This is a genomic window from Paenibacillus sp. BC26 (assembly GCF_900116125.1).
Taxonomy (GTDB): domain Bacteria; phylum Bacillota; class Bacilli; order Paenibacillales; family Paenibacillaceae; genus Paenibacillus_Z; species Paenibacillus_Z lignilyticus.
The window spans coordinates 1611760-1633929 of sequence record NZ_FPAD01000001.1 but is presented as its reverse complement, the minus strand read 5'-3'; the positions used below and the strand labels follow the sequence as shown (position 1 = coordinate 1633929).

Sequence of the window (22170 nt, the reverse complement as noted above, 5' to 3'; positions counted from 1 at the left end):
CGCTATAATAGCCTAGGAAGAGGGGGAAGATGGAGATGAATGGTAGCAAAATTCTTGTCGTTGACGATGAAGCCGATATTACCGAGCTGATTACTTTATATATGGAACGAGAAGGTTTTGAAGTACATACGACGGACAACGGTGAAGATGCCGTCCTGCTCGCGGCCGGCCTAAAGCCGGATATGATCCTGCTGGACATCTCACTCAAGAATCTGGACGGTTTCGAAGTGTGCAAGCACATCCGAGCCATTTCCAACGTTCCCATATTGTTCATAAGCTGTAAGAGCGATGATACTGACATTATACATGGACTTACGGTAGGCGGCGATGATTATATGACCAAGCCTTTCAGTCCAAGTCAGCTGGTCGCTCGCGTGAAAGCACATCTGCGCCGGCAATCTGTGATCGGTCAATATTCGATCGATCGCGCTGTAGGCGAAGTGCTGGAATTCGATGGTTTACGAATTGATCTGCCTGCGCGGACCGTTCATCTGGGCAGCAAAGAAGTCTTCCTATCGGCTAAGGAGTTCGAGCTTCTCGTTCGCCTGGCCAAAACACCGAACCGCGCTTTTGCACTCGATGATCTGTACACGATCGTTTGGGGACATGATAGTATGGGCGATACTCGCACATTGATGGTCCATGTCAGCAATTTGCGCAAGAAAATCGAGCCCGACCCTGCTAACCCGATCTATATCGTGACCGTTCGGGGAGTAGGCTACAAATTCAACGCCAAGGAAGGTTACACACATGTACAACGCTGATTTATGGAAAGATTACGAACTACTCGATACAGGCAACGGAGAAAAGCTTGAGCGCTGGGGCGGCTACGTGCTGCGCAGACCCGACCCTCAGGTTATTTGGCCGATCGCGAACGAATCCGGCTTGTGGAAAACCGCAGACGGTCACTACCACCGCAGCTCATCCGGCGGCGGCGAATGGGAATTCCGCACCAAAATGCCGGAACGCTGGTCCATCTCCTATGGCGAGCTGAAGTTTCATATTAAACCGACCAGCTTCAAACACACCGGTTTGTTCCCCGAGCAGGCTGTAAACTGGACCTGGATGATGGATAAGATCCGCAAAGCCGGCCGTCCCATCCGCGTGCTGAACTTATTTGCCTACACGGGCGGAGCTACGGTAGCCGCCGCTGCAGCCGGAGCCGAAGTATGCCATGTCGATGCCGCCAAAGGCATGGTGCAATGGGCGAAGGAAAATGCCGAGCTGTCCGGACTTAGCACGGCGCCAGTACGCTACATAACGGATGATGTATTCAAATTCGTGCAGCGCGAGCAGCGCCGCGGCAGCAAGTACGACGCTATCATCATGGATCCGCCTTCCTACGGACGCGGACCGAACGGCGAAACATGGAAGCTGGAACAAAATCTCTATCCGTTTCTTGAGTTCTGCACGACGATTCTTACGGAGAATCCTCTGTTCGTGCTGGTGAATTCGTATACGACAGGACTGTCGCCTACAGTTCTTCACAATATGCTGCATATGACGGTTGGCCGCAAACATAAGGGCTCCATCCACTGCGGCGAGATCGGCATCCCTATTTCCGCATCCGGGCTTACGCTGCCTTGCGGTATCTTGGGACGTTGGGAGGGTAAGTAAGATGGGGAACGACCCGATTGCAGCCCCGGCCCCGCTTCTGCCTGTGCTGTATGAGGACAACCATCTGCTTGCCGTCATTAAACCTCCGGGAATGCTTTCGCAAGCCGATGAAACCGGCGAAATGGATATGGTCACGCTGCTGAAGGACGATCTAAAGGCCCGCTATCAAAAACCGGGCAACGTATATGTCGGACTTGTGCATCGTTTGGATCGGCCTGTTGGCGGCGCCATGCTGTTCGCGAAGACGTCCAAAGCAGCTTCCCGACTGTCGGAGTCCGTTCGCAGCCGCTCGTTCGATAAGCTGTATGTAGCGGTTGTTCATGGCTCCCCTGCGGCAGCTGCGGGCCGATTGCGCCATTTCCTGCGCAAAGATGCAGGCAGAAACATCGTAACCGTTCATCAGAAGCAGGTTCCGGATGCGAAAGAAGCCATCCTCAATTATGCGGTAGTCGCCAAACAAGGCGGACTCTCGCTCATCGCGGTGAAGCTGCTGACAGGCCGCTCGCATCAGATCAGGGCTCAGATGGCCGAAATCGGATGCCCGCTCGTCTATGATCGCAAGTACGGCGCTCCCGCGGTTCAAGGCGAACAGGATATTGCGCTGTGGTCGACCTCCATCGGAGTAGCGCATCCCGTAACCAAGGAATGGCTTACAATTCACGCATTGCCGCCGAAGACGGAGCCGTGGAGCCGGTTTCGCGATGACGATTTCATCCGGGCGCGTTCAATCTTGCCGCTGGAAGGAATGTAGCGCTTATGCATAAACGTACACTACCGCTGCTCAGCCTACTCGTCTTCGCCATGCTTTTGCTAACCGGCTGCGGGAGCGGGCCGCACTTGGAGCCGGATCCCAACAACCAGCCGGAGACGGTTCAGGAGCCGGCTCCGGAGGTGAAGCCTCCACCATCTGAAGCCGAACCTGACCCAACACCAGAGAACGCTGGCGACGCTGCTAATCAATCGCCAAATGATGACGCTAATTTATCCCAACCTGATAATCAAGACGCTGAGAGCACGCCTCCAGCCCCTGAGAAGTCGGTTGACGCGCTGTGGGTTGCGGTTGGCGACATTATGATGCATATGCCGCAGCTTCCGGGTGCCTATAACGAGAAAACAAAGAAATATAACTTCGAGCATTTCTTTAAGCCAATGAAGCCGATTCTCGAGCAAGGAGATTGGACGTTGGCTAATCTGGAGACGCCGATTGCGGGCAAGTCGCTCGGTTATTCCGGTTACCCGCGTTTCAATGCGCCGACCGAGCTTGGAGACGCGCTCAAGTATGCCGGCTTTACAACCGTTACGACGGCTAACAATCATGCGCTGGACCGCGGTGCCAAGGGCATTGCGCTGACGCTGCAGAAACTGGATGAGCTTGGCTTCGAAACGAAAGGAACGGCACGCTCGCGGGCAGAAGCCGACCGAATCGTAATTGCCAAGCGCAAAGGGATCGCAATGGGACTCCTCGCCTACACGTACGGCACGAACGGCATTCCGCTGCCCAAGGACCAGCCTTACGCCGTCTCCTTGATCGATGAAGCGAAAATCATCGGCGACATTAAGAAGCTCCGCCAGGCCGGCTCTGATTTCATTACGGTCGTGCTGCACTTCGGCATTGAATATCAGACGCAGCCGAATGATGTGCAGAAGAAGCTGGCACGGAAGTTGATCGCAGCCGGTGCGGACATTATTGCCGGCTCTCACCCGCATGTTGTACAGCCCTACGAAATCGTTGAAGCGACTGAACCGGATGGCTCCGTCAGAAAAGGACTCATTATTTATTCCATGGGTAATTTCATTTCGAATCAACGCGGAGATTCGAAGGATTACGGTGTCGTTTACAAAGTAAACATTCACAAAGACGGTCCAACGGGCAAAACGTCGATTCAGAATGTGGAGGCGCTCCCTACTTGGGTGCACCGGGTAACCAGCAATGGCGTGACCAATTATAATGTTGTTCCTCTGCAGCAGGTTATTGCATCCAAGTCGCTTAAGGATCTCTCCGGAGCGGATTACTCGACACTCAAACAGATGTACAACCAGCTCATGAAACGGATCAAATCGATGTCAGGCAAGCCTTTTCAGGTGACAGGTGACAGGCTAAACAGATAGACTTTAAGAAGCGGCTGTACCGGCATGCAAGATCCGGTACAGCCATTTTTCTTTATGACCGTAGTTGGATAAGAAGTCCTACAGACATAAACTGACGAAGGGTAAAGAATGTTGCAATGTCAAAGAAACAAAAAGGCCCGCGCGAAGCAGCTCCTCATGGGAACAAGCTGATGCACCGGCCTTTTATTTATTTCAGATTTTGCTTGTTACTTTACGTATGTACAAGCTAACCTACGAGTTGGCTACCTTACCAAGCAGATAAACCAGCAGCTGTTGATTATGGGAAGAGATCCGGTCGAGCGCTTCGCTGATATAAGCATCGCGAATGGCAATACCGCGCGCAGCTTCTTCCTGCCCCTTCTCGGTCACGGTCACCCATACAATACGTCGATCGCTTTCATCTCGATTACGTACGACTAAGCCGCCGCGCTCCATGCGATCAAGCAGCGTCGTGATGGCAGCGGGTGTCGTCTCCAAATAACCGAGTAAATCCGAAGGTTTCATCGGCTGATGCTGCAGCAGCAGCTCCAACACGCTCAGTTGTCCCTCCGTTAATCCGGGAGCCAGTTCTTCCTCGAGATGCGACTTCCATTCCTTCGTCATCTTCATCCACAACCGGGCAAATTCCGCAGAAACGATGACCATCACCCGCCTTCTGTCCGATTTTATCTTATACCTTATTATACCATGCCGAAATGTCGAATATAAGGTTAATGCAGTTAATATTTTGTCTGACTAATCGCTACAATAGAGAACCATTTGACAGAATTAGACATACATTAGTGGTATAGGCTGTTGTACCGGCTCGAAATTAGGAATGGAGCGTGATCCGCACTATGGAGGAGCGCAAGCTCGAACTTGTACGTAAACTATCGCAGATCGGCATACAAAAAGACCCACAATGGGTTGACCGGCTTGATGAGCCTGCCCCATTGTGGGTCGTGCTTGAGCTTATTGTTGAAATGATGGAGCGAAGAGATTCTCCCCACCAGCCATTTGATTGAGCGTTACAAATCAGCGCGAACGAAGAAAGTTGTCAATACATCCTTCTTATCGACCGCTGTTACCGCGCGGCCAGTCGATTTCCGATCATCAATCGGCGCTTTCTCCGTCGAAACGATCTGATTCGTGCCGGCTGCCGATAACAGCACGAGATCACGCGCTTCCTTACAGTGAAGACCGCCGATGAGTCCAACGCCATTCGAGCGGACGCGAGCGCCTTCTTTAAACTCGAAGGTTGCTACGCCTTTGCCGCCTCGGCCTTGAATCGGATAATCAAGCAGCAAGGAACGTTTGCCGTAACCAAGCTCCGTTAGGACAAGCACTTCGCCTTCGTCCCCCGACACCCACTCCGCGGCGACAATTTCATCGCCTTCGCGAACGGTAATGCCTCGGACACCCGCAGCAACGCGGCCCATCGGATTCACTTCGCTCTCAGGGAAACGGATACTCATGCCGTTCTTCGAAATGAGCAGCAGCTCTTTACTGTTGTCGCTAAGCGACACGCGCAAGACATCATCACCGTCAGCCAGCTTTACAGCCGCGATGGCAGTGGAACGCGATGATTTGTATTCTTTCAGTTCCGTCCGTTTCACTTGTCCGCGTTTCGTGACGAAAACAAGCGTACGATCCGGTACTTCAAAATCCTTCACAGGAATAACGCTAATGATGCTGTCATCCTTCGGCATCGGCACTACGTTAACTACCGCTGTCCCGGTATCCTTCCACTTAAACTCCGGAATCTGATGGACAGGCAGCTGATAATACATGCCTTTGCGCGTGAAGAGAAGCAGCTGATCAATCGTATTCACATCAATCAACGTGCGAATAACGTCGCCTTCCTTGACGCCTGCGCTTCCCAGCTCGCCGCCGGAACGAGTGAATGACAGCTTAGAAGTCCGCTTGATATACCCGTCTTGGCTAAGCGTAACGAGTACATCCTCAGCAGCGACGATAACCTCAAGATTAACCTTGAGCTCTTCGACTTCGCCTTGAATGCCGGAGCGACGGTCGATGCCGAATTTCTCGCGAATTTCCAGCAGCTCTTCCTTGATGACAGAACGCAGCTTCTTCTCGCTTTCCAGAATCGAACGCAAATACGAAATCTTTTTCTGGATATCCTTCAATTCCTTCTCAATCGAAGTAATCTCCAGATTCGTCAGACGGTACAATTGGAGCGTCAGAATCGCATCTGCTTGGCGCTCGGTAAACGTAAACTTCGCCACCAAGTTTTGCTGTGCATCCTGCCGATTCTTCGACGCTTTGATCGTTGCGATGATTTCATCCAGCAAGTTAAGCGCCTTCGCCAAACCTTCCAGTACGTGAGCGCGGTCTTCCGCTTTCTCAAGCTCATACTTGGAACGTTCGGTTACCACTTCTCTCTGATGGGCGATGTACGCGGTCAGCATGTCCTTCAGACCAAGCTGCTTCGGCGTTTTGTTCACGATCGCAACCATGTTGAAATTGTACGCGACTTGAAGATCTGTTTTCTTCAGCAAATACGCCAGAATGCCCTGCGCATCCGCATCCTTCTTCAGCTCGATCACGATGCGAAGACCGTTACGTCCGCTTTCATCGCGAACCTCCGCGATGCCTTCGACCTTCTTCTCGATTCGAATGTTCTCCATCGCCGTGACAAGACGGGACTTCACGACCTGATACGGAATTTCCGTAATGACGATCTGCTGGCGTCCGCCCTTCATGTCTTCGATCATCGATTTGGAGCGGTGATAAATTCGACCCTTCCCGCTTTGATAAGCGTCGCGGATGCCGTCCTCGCCCATGATGAGTCCGCCAGTAGGGAAATCGGGACCTTTCACAATCTCCATCAGCTGTGCAAGCTCGATGTCCGGGTTCTCCATCATGGCATTGCAAGCATCGATCACTTCACGCAAGTTATGAGGGGGAATTTCCGTCGCGAAACCGGAGGAAATCCCGCTTACACCGTTAACGAGCAGGTTGGGATACCGCGAAGGCAGCACAACCGGCTCTTTCGTCGTATTATCGAAATTGTCTTTGAATAAGACCGTTCGTTTCTCAATATCGCGAAGCAGCTCCATCGCGATTGGCGATAGACGTGCCTCGGTATAACGCATCGCCGCTGCCGGGTCATCATCGATCGATCCCCAGTTTCCATGGCCGTCAATGAGCATATGCCCCATTTTCCATGGCTGCGCCATACGGACCATACCTTCATAAATGGAGGAATCACCGTGCGGATGATAATTACCCATTACATCGCCGACCGTCTTGGCCGATTTGCGATAGCCTTTGTCAGGCGTGTTGCCTGCATCATACATTGCGTACAAAATACGCCGTTGCACCGGTTTCAATCCGTCTCTTACATCGGGAATGGCGCGGTCCTGAATGATGTATTTGGAATAGCGCCCGAAGCGGTCACCCACGACCTCCTCAAGATACGCCGGCAAAAACTGTTCCAGGATACTCATGCCGAAACTCTCCTCAACTGTTATTCAACATATTCGGTAAAATCAACATTCTCAACGATCCAGCGTTTGCGCGGATCTACTTTGTCGCCCATGAGCGTGGAAACACGGCGTTCAGCCTTAGCTGCATCTTCAATTTGCACTTGAAGCAGCGTACGGGTCTCTGAATTCATCGTCGTTTCCCACAACTGCTCGGGATTCATCTCACCGAGTCCTTTATAACGCTGCAGCTCGAAGTTCTTGCCGAACTCCTTCAAGTAATTCTGTAGCTGCTCATCCGACCAAGCGTACCGAACGGTCTCCAGCTTGCCGGATTTGCGCGTTATCTTATAAAGCGGCGGCTGCGCGATGAAGACGCGGCCCAAATCGATCAATGGCTTCATATAGCGGTAGAAGAACGTGAGGAGCAGCACTTGAATGTGCGCGCCGTCCGTATCCGCATCCGTCATAATGATGATTTTGCTATAATTACACGATTCCGCGTCGAACTCAGGTCCAATGCCTGCGCCGATCGCCGCGATAACCGCCTTGTATTCGTCGTTTTTAAGAATATCGATCAGCTTTGCCTTCTCCGGATTCATCGGTTTCCCCTTGAGCGGAAGAATCGCTTGAAACTTGGAGTCACGGCCTTGCTTGGCGGAACCGCCCGCGGAGTCACCTTCTACGATAAACAGCTCCGTACGCGTAACATCCTTCGATTGTGCCGGTGTCAGCTTGCCGCCAAGGTTGGAGCTTTCGCTCTTCTTCTTGCCGCTGCGGATTTCGTCGCGCGCTTTGCGTGCCGCTTCGCGGGCTCTTGATGCCTGAACCGCTTTCTTCAGCAGCATTTGAGCAACTTGCGGATTTTCTTCGAGGAAAACCTGCATTTTGTCCGATACGATCGCATCAACTGCGCTTCTTGCCGAAGAGCTGCCGAGTTGATCCTTGGTTTGTCCGACAAATTCAACCTCGGACATCTTGATGTTGATAACCGCCATCATGCCTTCACGCAGGTCGTTGCCGTCAAGATTCTTGTCTTTCTCCTTGATTAAAGCGTTCTTGCGGGCATAGTCGTTCATTACACGCGTATATGCGGTTCTGAATCCGGTCTCATGGGTACCGCCGCCGCGGGTTGGGATGGAGTTTACGAACGATGCCATCGTCTCGGTATAGCCGTCGTTGTACTGCAGCGCCACCTCAACTTCGATTTCGTCACGCTCGCCCGCAAAATGAACGACGTCATGCAGCACGGTTTTGTCTTCGTTCAGAAATTGAACGAACTGACGCGCGCCGCCTTCATAGTGAAACTGGTCTTGTTTGCCGCTGCGGTCGTCCTTTACCGTTACCTTTAACCCGGAGTTTAGGAACGCAATCTCCTGCAGCCGCTCCGAAAGCGTATCGTAGTTAATTGAAATATTGCCGTGGAACACGCGTGTATCCGGCTTAAAGGTTACCTTCGTGCCTGTGCGATTCGTGTTGCCGGTTACGACAAGTCCCGTTACCGGTTCGCCGACATGCTCTTTGCCAGCGTTGTCGACCCAATATTCAAAGCGCTGCTTATGTATTTTACCGTCACGGTAAATTTCCACTTCCAGCCACTCCGACAATGCATTCGTTACAGAGGCGCCAACGCCGTGCAAACCGCCGGATTTCTTATATCCGCCGCCGCCGAACTTACCGCCCGCATGCAATATCGTAAAGACAACCTGTGGCGTGGGAATACCGGTCTTATGCATGCCGGTAGGAATACCGCGGCCATTGTCCTTTACTGTAATCGAACCGTCGTTGTGGATCGTTACGTCGATGGCAGAGCAGAACTTTGCCAGATGCTCGTCAACCGCATTGTCGACGATCTCCCAGACAAGGTGATGCAAGCCCGAAGTGCTCGTGCTGCCGATATACATCCCGGGCCGTTTCCGAACAGCGGTCAGCCCTTCCAGCACCTGGATGTCGTCTGCGCCATAGCTGTCGGCACCCAAATTCGCTTCGCCCGCAAGATTTAACTGCTCAGTCATAGGGTCCTCCTAATAAATTTAATTGCGCTTCATTGCATACTTTTTCCATTCAAGCCGATTCGCTCACTTCAAGCTATTCTAATTCATGATGTCCTGTTTCGTAAAGACACCGAATGAAACGATAAGTCCGATTGCCGACCAAATCGCGAGGATAATCAAGGAGAATGAAAGGGTCATGCCTTGAATTGGCGGCGGAGAGCCCGCTAAATAATCCGTTAGCTGCAAATTAACCGCGAATACATATTTAGCGCTTTCCCAAGAAGACGACATACTCGACAAGATCGTACCTGCGATGACAGCCGCCATCATCGTCACGATACTCGCCGCCGTGCTTCGAACAAGAACAGATACCATGAGCGACAGAATGGCCACGGTCATGGATGAGACCCAGATCAGTCCGCCCTCCATGAGCACAAACAACCACTGTGGAACGGCATGTACATAAGAGCTCTCAATGGTTGAGCCCTGAATTACAAATCCTGTAAATACAGGCATTTGCCAGCCGGAATACCCAAATACCGCGCCTGATATAAGATAACAGAGAATGGCGCTGACCACAACGGTTAATGAAACATAGAACGTTAAAGCAATGAGCTTGCTCAGTAAAATTTTCCATCGTCTTACAGGTCTGGTGAGAAGCATCTTGATCGTTCCCGTCGAACGTTCGCCGGAAACGAGGTCGGAGGCGATGGCAAGCACCAGCAGCGGATAAAACAGCGTTACGGCATTCGACATGAAGGTGCGAGTAAACGTTACACCGTTAGGTGAGTTAGGATTTACATCGTGATCCAAATAATACTGAAGCTGTTGAACGGCGATTCGGCGGTTACGCTTCCACTCTTCCGGAATGCGCTCGCTGGAGAGCATATTTTGATACTCATTGATCTGCTGTACGAGCTGATTGCGCCAATCCGCGAAATTTTTGCGGTTCGTCTCCGCTATTTTCATTTGGGCATAGGTAAAGATAGGAATGAGTACAAGCAGCACAAGGACGACGACATAGAAACGCTTCTTCTTCCATATCTTGAGCGTCTCATTCTGAATGAGCGGCAGCAGTCTATCCAATGCTCTCACCTTCCGTCATTTGCAAAAATAGTTCTTCCAGCGTTGGGGCGATCTTCTGAACCGAAACGACGCCGATACCGGCATGTACGGCTTTCTCAACGACAGCCGAAATGAGTTCCGCTCCCATTGAAGTAATGATGGCATCCTTCAGGCCCGCCAATATACTCTCATCGATTCGATGCTCGCCATCGCGAATTAAACGGATATTCCCCTCAGCATCAAGCAGCTTTCTTCCCGCTTCTACGTCATCGAACTGCCATACGACATAGCTCCCAGTCTGATTTACAAGCTCATCGACGGCGCCAACCGCAAGCACTTCACCGTGGCTGATAATGGCGACGCGATCGCACATCAGCTGAATTTCGCTTAGCAAATGGCTGGAAATAAACAAGCTCATTCCCTGATCCGCAAGCATGCGAACGAACTCGCGAAGCTCCTTGATCCCTTTCGGGTCAAGACCATTCGTCGGTTCATCCAGAATGAGCAGCTTCGGTCTGCCAAGCAGCGCCTGCGCGATGCCCAGACGCTGCCGCATGCCGAGCGAATACGTCTTCACTTTGTCGCGGATGCGCTGCTGCATGCCAACGATGGCAACAACCTCGGCAATCCGATCTTGACCAATGCCACGCTGCATACGGGCAAAATGCTCCAGGTTCTCCCAGCCGGTCATATACCCATATACCTCCGGGTTCTCCACGATACAGCCGATATGGCTGAGCGCCGTCTCCGGATCTCGTTGCACATCGCTGCCACAGATAAGAATCTCGCCCGAGGTTTGCTTGATCAGCCCCACAAGCATGCGAATCGTTGTCGTTTTCCCGGATCCGTTGGGACCGAGGAAGCCGAAGATTTCACCGCTTTTCACTTCAAAAGAGACGTTTTTAATAATCATTTTGCCGGCAATCCGCTTCTTCACGTCTTTAACGGAGAGGACGACTTCGGTTTCCGTAAGGGGATGTAAGCTCATTGGACAGCTCTCCTATTTCAGCGACTGCACGATACGTGCCGCAATTTGTGCGTAGCCTTCGTGATTGGGATGAAAATGATCGCTCGACAGATAAGTGTCAATCGACCGTTCAAACATATCGAATGAAGGCACCAAGGTCATGTTCGGATAGTCATGGAGAATCGAATAGGCTTCTTCGTTCCACTTCTGAACCTGCAAACTGCCGTCTCTAAGGTCCGTTATATTGTAAAAGGGGTTATAGAGGCCCGTGTACACAACTTGAGCATTAGGATTGATTTCGTGCAGCAGCTTGATCACCTTCGACAATCGGTCGATGCCTTTCGGCAGCTCTTTCTTCACTGTATCCAGACTTATATCGCCCGTTACCTCTCCGGCAGATTGTCCGTTCGCGATTTGGAACAAATCATTGCCTCCGATGGAGAAAACGATCAGATTCGCCTGCTGCAAAGAGTAGCGATACCCCTTATCCGTGCTGAGCAAATGCGCGAGTTGATCGGCCCTCAAACCGTTGACAGCCAAATTGTTGTTTAATTTGACGGGAATCAGCGGATATTTCTTCTTAAGCAGCGCGACCACTTGTTTGACATACCCATCGCCTGTCGCATCGCCTGTCCCCTTCGTCAAGGAATCGCCAATTGCGGTAATATTGATGGCTTTACTGCTTCCAAGGCTGCTTGACTCCGGCTGAGCCGGCTTCCCCTGCTCCCCTTTGTATGCATCTGCATGAGGATACAGCATGTCCTTCACCGCATAACCAAACCCGCCAATCAGCAGCAATGTCGAGATCAGCGCTGAAATCCCGATCGTTCTCCATAACACGCCGGAAGATGCACTACTCATGTTTCAACGCTCCTTTCACCTATATCGGATCCCTGAACGGGAAATCATTATTCTTTTTTAAGGTAATGCTTTCAGCGGAAATTTGCAAATTTCACCAATTATCGCACATACAAAAAAAGCCGGTATGCCCTCGCCGGCAGCCCCTGAAAGGAAGCTGCTGACGTAAGTTCCAGCATACTCGGCGAGTGTATCGCATGAATTATTGGTAGTTGATCGTTAGGGATTGTGCTGCTTGTTTTGCCAGCTCACGCGCTTTCGCGCAATCGTCAGCCGAGCTGAGCGCAACAGCCATACGGCGGCCCGGTTTCGTAACCGGTTTGCCGAACACACGCACCTGCGTATTCGGTACAGCCAGCGCTTGCTCAAGCCCGCCGATTTGGAATTGCTCCGAATCGCGGTCAGCTTTAAGCGTATAAGATGCTCCTGGCGTGAGGAGACGGATCGTTGGAATCGGGAAACCCAGAATCGCTCTTGCGTGAAGCGCAAATTCAGAAAGATCCTGCGTCACCATCGTAACCATACCCGTGTCATGCGGACGAGGTGAAACCTCACTGAACAACACGCCATCCTTCGTCAGGAACAGCTCGACGCCGTAGATGCCATAGCCGCCTAGCTCCTCGGTTACCGCACGCGCAATCGCTTCGGCTTCTTCGATTTGCTGTGCCGACATTTCATGCGGCTGCCAGGACTCGATGTAATCGCCGTCCTTCTGTACATGTCCGATCGGCGCGCAGAACGATGTGCCCGATGCCGAACGGACCGTTAACAGCGTAATCTCGGATTCGAAATGGATAAATCCTTCGACGATAACACGCGTTTTCTTCGCACGCCCGCCTTCCATGGCGTAGTTCCAGCAAGCTTCGGCATCCCCTTCTGTTTTGCAGACGCTTTGGCCTTTGCCGGAAGAACTCATGATCGGTTTAATGACGCATGGAGTACCCAATTCCGCAACAGCAGCTTTAAGCTCGTCCAGCGTATCCGCGAAACGGTACGGCGCAGTAGGCAAGCTCAGCGTTTCTGCCGCAAGACGGCGAATGCCCTCGCGGTCCATTGTCAGCAATGCAGCGCGAGCGGTAGGGATAACGCGGTAGCCTTCTTGTTCCAGCTCCACCAGAGCGGAAGTCGCAATCGCTTCGATCTCAGGAACGAGCAGGTCCGGCTTCTCCTTCTCAATCAGAGCGCGAAGAGCTGCGGGATCCAGCATATCGATGACATAGGAACGATGCGCAACCTGCATCGCCGGCGCGTTCTCATAGCGATCGACGGCAATCGTTTCTACGCCGAGGCGCTGAGCTTCAATGATAACTTCTTTGCCAAGCTCGCCGGAACCGAGCAGCATAATTTTACGAGCCGTAGATGAAAGCGGTGATCCATACATATAGAAAAAGAACCTCCTGGAAGAAATGTTTTCTTCCATTGTGGAGGTTCTTTGGCGAAAAATCAAGAATTATGCCGATAAAAAACGATACTGCGCTTCTATCAGACCATTATAAGTGCCTTTATGGCGAATTAGCTCGTCATGGCTGCCTTGCTCTACGATTTGACCATGATCCAATACGACGATGCGGTCTGCATTGCGAATGGTGGATAATCGATGCGCCACGATGAAGGAGGTCCGGCCTTTCAAGAGCTTCTTCAGCGCCTCTTGGATTTTGAGCTCGGTTTCCGTATCGATGCTCGCCGTTGCTTCATCCAGAATCAAGACGCGCGGATCAGCCAGCAAAGCTCTGGCGAACGATAGCAGCTGACGTTGTCCCATCGATAGGCTGTTGCCGCGCTCTTGCACTTCCGTGTCATACCCGTCCGGCAAACTCATAATGAAATCATGGGCATCGACTGCCGTAGCTGCTTTCACAATTTCATCGTCCGTCGCGTTCAATCGGCCGAAACGGATATTCTCGCGAATCGTGCCGGAGAAAATAAACGTATCCTGCAGCACGACCCCAACCTGCGAACGCAAGCTCTCAATGCTGACGTTGCGAATATCGATGCCATCGACGCGTACGGCGCCTTGCACCGGATCATAGAAGCGGCATAGCAAGTTCATAATGGTACTTTTGCCCGAGCCCGTATGACCGACCAAAGCGATCGTTTGTCCCGCCGTAACATCAAGAGAAATGCCGCGCAATGCCGGACGGCCTTTCTCGTATTCGAAGACGATGGAATCAAACGATACATCGCCGCGAATACGAGGCAGAGTAGCTGCATCCTCCTGCTCGCCTACTGTCGGCTTCTCATCGATAAACTCGAAGATCCGCTCAGAGGAAGCCATTGCGATCAGCAATTGCGCATACATTTGACCCAGCCGGTTAATCGGCTCCCAGAAGTTGCCCACGTAGTTGGCAAAACCAACGAGCACCCCTACCGTAATCGCGCCGACAGCAATCAGATGCGAGCCGTACCAGAACAGAATCAACGTACCGATTGCGGATGTAATTTCGATAATCGGCCCGAATGCCTGGTTAAGGGCAGAAGCTCTGTTCCATGCTTTAATGTTGGTGTTATTGATGTTCGTGAAGAAACTGAAATTGGCTTTCTCCTGCGTATATGCCTGTGTGACGCGCATCCCTTGAATACTTTCGTTCAAATGCGCGTTGATGCGCGACTGCTTCATCCGGACATCCTGCCATGCGAAACGAATCCGTTTACGCAGCGCCGTGGAAACTACGAACATGAGCGGTACCGTAATCATGATGGCAATGCCCAGTTTGAAGTTCCACGCCAGCAAAATGATGACAATCCCGACGAGCTGCACGCAATCCATCAATAAATTGACTACGCCGTTCGTGAACAAATCCTGCAGCGCATTGACGTCATTCGTAATGCGGACCAGAACGGAACCTGCCGGACGTTTATCGAAGAAACGAAAGGATAACTTCTGGATATGTTTAAAGAGATCCTCACGGAGATCATAGATGACTTGCTGACCGATGATATTCGTGTACTTAATGCGGTACGTGTTAGCTGCCCATTGAATAATATAAAGGGTTAGCATCATCCCCGCAAACATGTAAAGCTTGCTTAGACTCGGATCCCCGCCGTCTTTCGGCTGTATCGCTTCATCGATCGCCATGATGATAATAGCCGGTATAGCCAGTCGTGTTAGCGTTCCGAGCACCATCGTAATGATAACGACAGGCAATAATTGTTTCCGATAAGGTTTCATATACGAGAACAATCGGGTAATTTGAGACCAGTTGAACGGTTTCTCGATCGCATCGTCATCCTTGTAGATGAAACGCTCATGACTGCCTCGCGGCTGCCCTTTCTGCTGCTGCTGCTGCTCCTCACTCACTGTGCGACCCTTCTTTCTGCTGCTAATTCGGCTGTGGCTACGCTGGGACGGTCCGCATATTGGATGTTATACGTATCCTGATAAGGACCGGCCTCTTTTACTAATTGCTCGTGCTTACCGCGCTGCACGACATGGCCATTGTCGAAGACCAGAATTTCATCCGCATGGCGGAGCGAAGAAATCCGGTGCGCGATAATAAAGGTCGTTCTACCCGCCATCAGTTCGCTAAAGCCCGCTTGAATTTCATGCTCGGTTTCCATATCGACGGCGCTTGTAGCATCATCGAGAATGAGGATGCGCGGGTTCTTGATCAGTGCCCGTGCAATGGCAATCCGCTGCTTCTGGCCGCCGGATAGCCCCATGCCGCGTTCACCGACGATCGTGTCATAGCCTTCGGGAAGCTCCATAATGAAATCATGCGCCTTGGCCAGCTTCGCGGCTTCGATGATTTGTTCCATCGTAACGTCTTTAATCGCGTAGGCGATATTGTCGCGTATCGAACAGGAGAAGAGGAACGTCTCTTGGAATACGGTAGCGATTTGGGAGCGCAGGCTCTCGATCGAAAGGTTGCGAATATCTTCGCCGTCGAGCGTGATCTTGCCTGTCTTAATGTTGTAAGCACGCATGAGCAGTTGAATGACCGTAGATTTACCGGAACCGGTTCCGCCCAGCATCCCGATGACCATACCGGGTTTCGCATCAATATCCACATTCGTGAGCGCTGGAGCTTTATCCGCATAATTAAATGTCACATTATGAAATTGCACATGACCTTCAATCTTGCTTTCATCCAAAATCGTCGGAGATTCGACATCTTTCACGTGTACATACTCGTTCAGCAGCTCCAGCAACCGCTCACCGGAAGCTTTGGACTGCGTGTAGTTGTTAATCAGGAAGCCCATCGCCCACATCGGGTTGATGATGTACCATAGCATACTGAAGAAGGCAACCATTTCACCAAGCGTAATTGAACCTCGGATAACGAGTGTACCGCCGGCTACAAGCAGTATGACTGCACATACGCTTGCCAAGAGCTCCATGACGGGGAAGAAACGTCCCCACAAGCCGGATGCGGCAATTTGATTTTGTTTGTAAGCCGCGCTGCGCGTTGAGAATTTATCCATTTCGAACGATTCGCGGGCAAACGATTTAACGGTACGAACGCCTGTGATGTTCTCTTGAACCGCTGTAGTCAAATGGCTCATCGCTTGGCGCATTTCCCGAAATGCCGGATGAATCAGCTTCTCGAAGCGCAGTGCCACAAAAACGAGGACCGGCATTGTCACAAGCGTGATCAGCGTGAGCTGCCAGTGAATGGAGAACATCATCGCCGCTCCGAAGATAATCATAAGGAACATGTTGAAAATTTGCGCAAACCCGAATGCGATGAAGTTTCGAACCGCTTCCAAATCTGCGGTTAGCCGCGACATCAAGTCGCCGGTTTTTGCGGTGTCGTAATACTGGAACGACAGCGATTGCAATTTCGTGTAGCACGCATTCCGAAGTCTGAATGCGACACGGTTGCCCAGACGACCGCCGAAGAACCCGTGTAGAAACTGAAGACCACCTTTTAAGGTAACGACCCCTACGACAGCGAGCGATAATGCGGGCACCCACTCAAATGTTTTGGGAACGATGACTTTGTCGATCAGTACGCGAAGTAAATTTGGATAAACCAATCCGAGCGCCGTAGCGCAGATCAAAAAGGCGATCGAAGCAATCAAACTTTTGCGTTCGACCCAGTAAAACGGTTTAAGTTGCCTGAAGACGTCCAATGGGTAACCCACTCCCTGTTGCAATTTTATGAATCTTTATATGAATATGAATGAATATTAACAGCATGAGTTCCGTACGGCAAACAGAGTGCTGGGGCATATAGTTGACAATATTCGCTTCCTCTTCCATCTCGGGTAAAGTTTAGGGGGTATTCTCCGATATCGTCGTAAATCATTGCCAACATGCGCATATTGCTCCGTTTTTGCACATTTGCCCCTGTTTTTGCATGATTTCATTTTCACAAAATAAAGAAGCTTATCCGGCTCAAAACGAGCGCGGATAAGCTTCTTTTCTTGTTCGTTATGGAATTAAATAGCAGCTAATGCAGTATGAACACGGCGCAGCTCTTCCACGTCGGCATTGTCGGACAAGGAAGCAAGTTTCCCTTCGCTGAAGGCATCCAAATCCTTGCGGAGCGTATCCGCGCAAAGCATCATGGCTTGCTTCCACAGCTCCGTGTAACGGATGCTCCACGCTTCTTCGGCAGCTTGCAGCCAGCGCTGCATCGGCGCCGTCAGTTGCGTTTCCAGTTCGCTGCGCAGCGCCGCTTTCCCGTCGCCTTCGAAGAAATGGCGCGGCGACTTGAATTTGCTCCAGAGCAGCTTCGTATCGACTTCCTTCGCTTGCCAAGGGGACTGCGCCTCAGGGCTCTCCGGCATCACCGGTTTGAAATCCGATGCTTCGAAGCCTTGCAGTTGCGCACCGGCTTCCGCGGCAACCTCCGAGAATTTCTTCACGGCAAGTTTGCCCAGCATATTATCCAGACGCAGCGAAGTCGCTTCCAGCTCCTGCGCCAGCTCAATTTGGAGCAAACGCTGAAGCTCCAGCCACGACGTCCACATCGCTTTGCGCAGATCGCGTCCGTCGTCTTGCAGGGACGAAGGATTGAACGCGAAGTTATAATGGTCGCCGAAACGGAGCTGTACCCGCTGCAGCACGTAGAAGAGCAATTCTTTCAGTTCTTGCTGCAGCTTCGCATTCGCCTGCGGCTCGTTCAGTTCATCTACAAGGCTGCGCGCACGAGAGGTGTGAGCGATAATATCGGCTTTTGCCTGTTCACGGCTCAGCGCATCACCGGAAGCCGCTTCCAGCCAGTTCGCGATCGTGCTGCGTGCACGAGCAAGCTCCTGCTCCGCTGCCGTAACCGCGAGAGCACCCAGATCACCGCTGGTGAAGCTCAAGAAAGAGGCTTCAAACGCGCTGATGCCGGATTGCTCGATGAGCGCCTTATTGTTCATGCGTTTCCCGTCCAGCGCTTGAAGGCTGGAGACCGGGAACATACGCGGGAATCGGATGCCATGCTGCTGCAGGTTCCGTTCCACGTGCGCCAGCACGCCGTCTCGTTCCTCTTCATCCGCTGCCAGATCGGCCGCATTGACGATGAAGAACATTTTATCCAGCTCGAATTGATCCTTTACGCGGCCAAGCTGCAGCAGGAACTGCCGGTCGGCCTGCGAGAAGGCATGATTGTAATAGGTGACAAACAGGATCGCGTCCGCATTCTTAATATAGTTGAAGGCAACGCCTGTATGCCTTGCATTGACAGAGTCAGCCCCCGGCGTATCCACGAGCACGATGCCCTGCGCCGTCAGCGGATTGCTGTGATGCAGCTCGATTTCGCTGACAAAACAGGACCGCGACTCTTCTGCGACATACAGCTGGAATTCTTCGCCGCTTACCGCCAAACGCTGGCCCAAATGCGCTTCATGGGCTGCCCAGCCTTTGGCGGCGGCTTTCAAGAAGCTGTAATGCGGACGTCCGCCGGCATGCACGGCATCCGGCGTCAGTTTATGAATGGTTTGCAGCAGCGCATCGTCGCTTAGCGACTGTGCATCTTCACCCAATAAGTTAAGCGAGTAACGCAGATCGTCCAGCATGGCTTCGCGCGACTTCATCAGTACCGTAGCCGTACCGTGCGGATGCTCCGCGGTCGGCGGCACGATGCGGTTGACCGCAGCCGTCGTCGGGTTCGGCGACACCGGCAATACGGCCTCGCCGAGCAAGGCGTTGGCGAGCGAGGATTTCCCCGCGCTGAACGCTCCGAACAGCGCAATCGTGAACCGGCTGCTGCGCAGGCGCTCCGCCTTCTCGCGCATGCCGTGCACGGCCTGGGCGAGCGACGCATGCGGCGCCAGCAGAGCGGCGGCTTGGCTCAGCCGCTCCGCTGCTTGGCGCTGCGGCGCGAGCGCGTCTTGGGAAGCGCCGGGATGTGCCGGCGCTTCCGGGGTTGCGCCTGCGGCGGCTGGCGCGGCGGCGAGCGTGCCGGCTGCCGCAGGCGCGGCGGCGCCAGTGCCGGCGCTAGGCGCAGCCGGCACGGCGCCGGAGGCGCTGTGCGCCCCGCTGCCGAGCGCAGCCGGCTTCGGCAGCGCCGGGCGCGGCGGCGCCGGCGGCAGCAGCGCCGCGAGCCGCGCGAGATGCGCGGCCGCGCGCGCCTGCAGCGCGGCCAGCTGCGCGAGCGCGCCGGCTTGCCGCGCGAGCGCGCTTAGCCGTGCGCGCAGCGGCGCAGCGGCAGCTTCGCCGGCCGCTGCTGCGCGGTCGCCGAGCGCGTCGATGAGCGGCATCGCGCTCTTGCGGAACAGCCCCTTCACAGCCGCAGCAAGCTCGCGGCTGTAGGTCATCGTATACTCGTTCCCCATGACAGCCCCCGGGTTAACGAGTGAGATCAATAAGTCCGGCGTTAACAACCCGCCGAACGTTTCCTTCAACTGCTTCTCAAGCGCTTCGTCCCGCCAGCCCAAACGATCCGCGGTACGTCTCATCAGGTCAATGACGTGCCACTCGATTCCGGCCTGCACAAGATCGGCCAAATCGTTGAAGAAAGCTTGAAGCCGTCGCTCTTGTTCGGCCGCGGTTTTGGCTCCTGCAAACAGAAGTCCTGCTTTAAAACCGGTTTTACGGCTTTCCAGGAAAGTTTGCGCCAGATCGCGCGTTGCCGCAGGCGTAATATTCGCGTTGTCGAGGATGCTTTGCACATCGAGACGAGTTTTAACGCGCAGGCTCTCTCCTTCAGCCGCGTGAACACGCAGCTCCTCTTCAAGTCCCGCGATTTCCTCACGAACCCGCTCAGCTTCGCCTTCGCCGCCTGCTTCTTCCAGCAGCCGTTCGCGTTCGGGTTCCGCCTGCTCATCCATCGCTTTTCCGTGCATCCGAACGACATAACGGGCGGATGCATCTACGCTGCACAGCGCCAGCGGTCCCCGAATATCGGCAAGCGAGTCGAACAATCCTTCAAGTGCGGTCCATTCCGAATGCGGATGATTAGGTTCGCGCAACGACAAATAGACGATACCGCTCGGCTCCAAATGCCAGTTCCCGAACGCTTCGTCAACACTTTGTTTATAGGCCTCAAATGTAAGCTCGTTCTCGCGATGCTTATCAATTTGATTCACAATCAGATATAAAGGCTTGCCCCACTCCTTGAGTTGTTTGGCAAACGTGAAATTGATTTCGGACTGCACGTGATTGTAGTCCATGACATAAAAAACGACGTCTGCCAAATGAAGCGCCGATTCGGTCGCCATCCGGTGCGCGTCGTCAGTGGAATCAATGCCCGGCGTATCAAGCAGCACAGTGTGCGTACCCAGACGGGGGATCGGATAGGACAAGGAAATGGACAATACGGTTTCGCCGTCTTTGCAGTACTCATTGACTTCGTTAACAGGCACCTCTAGCGTTTGCTCTTGCCCGTTTACCAGCTTAATAATGGTCGCTTTCGCTTCCCCGTTCACAATACTGACGACATTCGCACTCGTCGGTATCGGACTTGACGGCAGCAACTGCGTGCCGCATAGCCGATTGACGAGAGTAGATTTCCCCGCTGAGAAATGTCCGCAGAAGGCTACGGTCAACTTCCCGTTCCCCAGCTTATCTCGCAGCTCAAGCAGCCGCGCTGCGTCTTGCGCATCCCCGGCGGCTGCCATGATCGGCGATATTTCTGCAAGCGAGGTGTCCAGCGAATGAGCAGCTTTTTCAATCGTTTGGCTCATTTCTCTCTCTCCCTGTTTCCTACTCATTCAAACGAACTAAATCGAATTTTATACCAATTGTACCGCAGGCACGCAAATCTCAAACACTTCGCCATGTTGAAGAATCGTGATGTTGCGCTCTTTCTCTTTCATGACGACACATTCGGGTTTAAGTCTCATACGTTCAATATATTGATCCGGAACGTCGCCTGCCCCGCTTACTGTCACGCCTTCAACAATAATTTCTTCGTTTTCTTGCGGAGGGGACTCCATGATTTGCTCATAGATATCAGAGAATAAAGCGAAATCTTTCGTGTATACGGAAATGCATTTCATGTGGGATCATCCTTATCCATTATGTTTTGGGTCAAACGTCTTATTACTTAGCCTTTCGGTTTAGAGCAGGTTTCATACGCTGTTTGCCTTCTTTGCATTCATCTAGCATTGGACAAACCGGACAATTCGGATTCTGAGCCTTGCAATGGTATCGTCCGAAGAAGATCAATCGATGATGGGTTTCGGTCCATAAGGCTCGCGGAACCAGCTTCATCAATTTCTTCTCGACTTCAAGCACGCTATCATCAGCCTTGGCAAAACCAAGCCGCTTGGATACACGCTCCACATGCGTATCCACAGCAATTGCCGGTACCCCAAACGCATTGGATACGACGACATTTGCTGTTTTTCGGCCTACGCCCGGCAATTTCGTCAGTTCCTCATGCTGATGCGGTATTTCTCCGCCATAGTCATCTAAGAGCATCCGGCATAACTTCTGGATAAACAGAGCCTTATTGCGAAAAAGCCCAATGCGCCTAATGTCGTGCTCCAACTCATCCAGCGGAACAGCCAAATAATCGGCAGGCGTCTGATACTTTTGGAACAAATCCGCCGTTACTTTGTTGACTGTTTCATCCGTGCATTGCGCAGACAACAGAACTGCGATCGTTAGCTCGAACGGATTGCGGTGATGGAGCTCGCAATGTGCGTCGGGGAACATCTCGCCGACCACACTCAAAAAATGATCCATTTTCTCTTTCGCCTTCAACCGATCTCTCACTCCTAATTGAACCATCGAATCAAAGTGTAGCGAATATTG

The 22170-nt window shown here is 52.5% G+C and carries 17 protein-coding genes; 5 read left to right on the top strand and 12 right to left on the bottom strand.

Annotated features, from left to right (window positions below; translation table 11 throughout):
- Positions 1-35 precede the first annotated feature (35 nt).
- The 4 genes from BM412_RS06905 to BM412_RS06890 are packed head-to-tail and all read left to right on the top strand — an operon-like array spanning position 36 to position 3726.
- Positions 36-764, top strand: coding sequence for a response regulator transcription factor (locus BM412_RS06905; protein WP_091220257.1), 729 nt, complete (start codon positions 36-38; stop codon positions 762-764).
- Complete coding sequence (locus BM412_RS06900; protein WP_091215567.1) at positions 751-1617, top strand: class I SAM-dependent methyltransferase; 867 nt, start codon at positions 751-753, stop codon at positions 1615-1617. Before BM412_RS06905 ends, BM412_RS06900 begins: the two co-directional genes overlap by 14 nt.
- 1 nt (position 1618) lies before the next feature.
- A complete protein-coding gene (locus tag BM412_RS06895; RefSeq protein WP_091215564.1) occupies positions 1619-2368 on the top strand; it encodes an RluA family pseudouridine synthase in 750 nt (249 codons plus the stop codon).
- Between the two features lie 5 nt (positions 2369-2373).
- On the top strand, positions 2374-3726 hold the full coding sequence (locus tag BM412_RS06890; RefSeq protein WP_256256160.1) for a CapA family protein: 1353 nt from the start codon (positions 2374-2376) through the stop codon (positions 3724-3726).
- A 231-nt stretch (positions 3727-3957) separates the two neighbouring features.
- Here the strand turns inward: BM412_RS06890 and BM412_RS06885 are convergent, their stop codons facing one another.
- On the bottom strand, positions 3958-4365 hold the full coding sequence (locus tag BM412_RS06885) for a MarR family winged helix-turn-helix transcriptional regulator (RefSeq protein ID WP_091220254.1): 408 nt from the start codon (positions 4363-4365) through the stop codon (positions 3958-3960).
- 197 nt (positions 4366-4562) lie between these two features.
- Here BM412_RS06885 and BM412_RS32045 point away from each other — a divergent pair, with 197 nt between their 5' ends.
- Positions 4563-4730 carry a hypothetical protein gene (locus tag BM412_RS32045; RefSeq protein ID WP_177245690.1) on the top strand — a complete coding sequence of 56 codons (168 nt, stop codon included), beginning with the start codon at positions 4563-4565 and terminating at the stop codon, positions 4728-4730.
- A 3-nt stretch (positions 4731-4733) separates the two neighbouring features.
- Here the strand turns inward: BM412_RS32045 and gyrA are convergent, their stop codons facing one another.
- The 11 genes from gyrA to nth all read right to left on the bottom strand — a co-directional run bounded on the left by gyrA (position 4734) and on the right by nth (position 22101).
- The gene (gene gyrA, locus BM412_RS06880; protein WP_091215562.1) at positions 4734-7175 is read right to left on the bottom strand and encodes a DNA gyrase subunit A; all 2442 of its coding nucleotides are present in this window, start codon (positions 7173-7175) and stop codon (positions 4734-4736) included.
- A gap of 20 nt (positions 7176-7195) precedes the next feature.
- Positions 7196-9166, bottom strand: a complete 1971-nt coding sequence (gene parE, locus BM412_RS06875; protein WP_091215559.1) for a DNA topoisomerase IV subunit B — start codon at positions 9164-9166, stop codon at positions 7196-7198.
- Between the two features lie 78 nt (positions 9167-9244).
- Positions 9245-10231 carry an ABC transporter permease gene (locus tag BM412_RS06870; protein WP_091215556.1) on the bottom strand — a complete coding sequence of 329 codons (987 nt, stop codon included), beginning with the start codon at positions 10229-10231 and terminating at the stop codon, positions 9245-9247.
- Complete coding sequence (locus BM412_RS06865; protein WP_091215553.1) at positions 10224-11198, bottom strand: ABC transporter ATP-binding protein; 975 nt, start codon at positions 11196-11198, stop codon at positions 10224-10226. Before BM412_RS06865 ends, BM412_RS06870 begins: the two co-directional genes overlap by 8 nt.
- A gap of 12 nt (positions 11199-11210) precedes the next feature.
- Positions 11211-12038 carry a GDSL-type esterase/lipase family protein gene (locus tag BM412_RS06860; RefSeq protein ID WP_091215551.1) on the bottom strand — a complete coding sequence of 276 codons (828 nt, stop codon included), beginning with the start codon at positions 12036-12038 and terminating at the stop codon, positions 11211-11213.
- A 199-nt stretch (positions 12039-12237) separates the two neighbouring features.
- Complete coding sequence (purT, locus tag BM412_RS06855; protein ID WP_091215548.1) at positions 12238-13416, bottom strand: formate-dependent phosphoribosylglycinamide formyltransferase; 1179 nt, start codon at positions 13414-13416, stop codon at positions 12238-12240.
- A 69-nt stretch (positions 13417-13485) separates the two neighbouring features.
- The gene (locus BM412_RS06850; RefSeq protein WP_256256158.1) at positions 13486-15333 is read right to left on the bottom strand and encodes an ABC transporter ATP-binding protein; all 1848 of its coding nucleotides are present in this window, start codon (positions 15331-15333) and stop codon (positions 13486-13488) included.
- Positions 15330-17108: an ABC transporter ATP-binding protein gene (locus tag BM412_RS06845; RefSeq protein WP_091215545.1), complete on the bottom strand. Its 1779-nt coding sequence runs from the start codon at positions 17106-17108 to the stop codon at positions 15330-15332. The genes BM412_RS06850 and BM412_RS06845 overlap by 4 nt, the downstream gene beginning before the upstream one ends.
- A 309-nt stretch (positions 17109-17417) precedes the next feature.
- Positions 17418-21095 (bottom strand): dynamin family protein, encoded by a 3678-nt coding sequence (locus BM412_RS06840; RefSeq protein WP_091215542.1) that lies wholly within the window; start codon positions 21093-21095, stop codon positions 17418-17420.
- A gap of 48 nt (positions 21096-21143) precedes the next feature.
- A complete protein-coding gene (locus BM412_RS06835; RefSeq protein WP_091215539.1) occupies positions 21144-21410 on the bottom strand; it encodes an NAD/NADP transhydrogenase alpha subunit in 267 nt (88 codons plus the stop codon).
- Between the two features lie 43 nt (positions 21411-21453).
- On the bottom strand, positions 21454-22101 hold the full coding sequence (gene nth / locus BM412_RS06830; protein ID WP_091220252.1) for an endonuclease III: 648 nt from the start codon (positions 22099-22101) through the stop codon (positions 21454-21456).
- Positions 22102-22170: the final 69 nt, after the last annotated feature.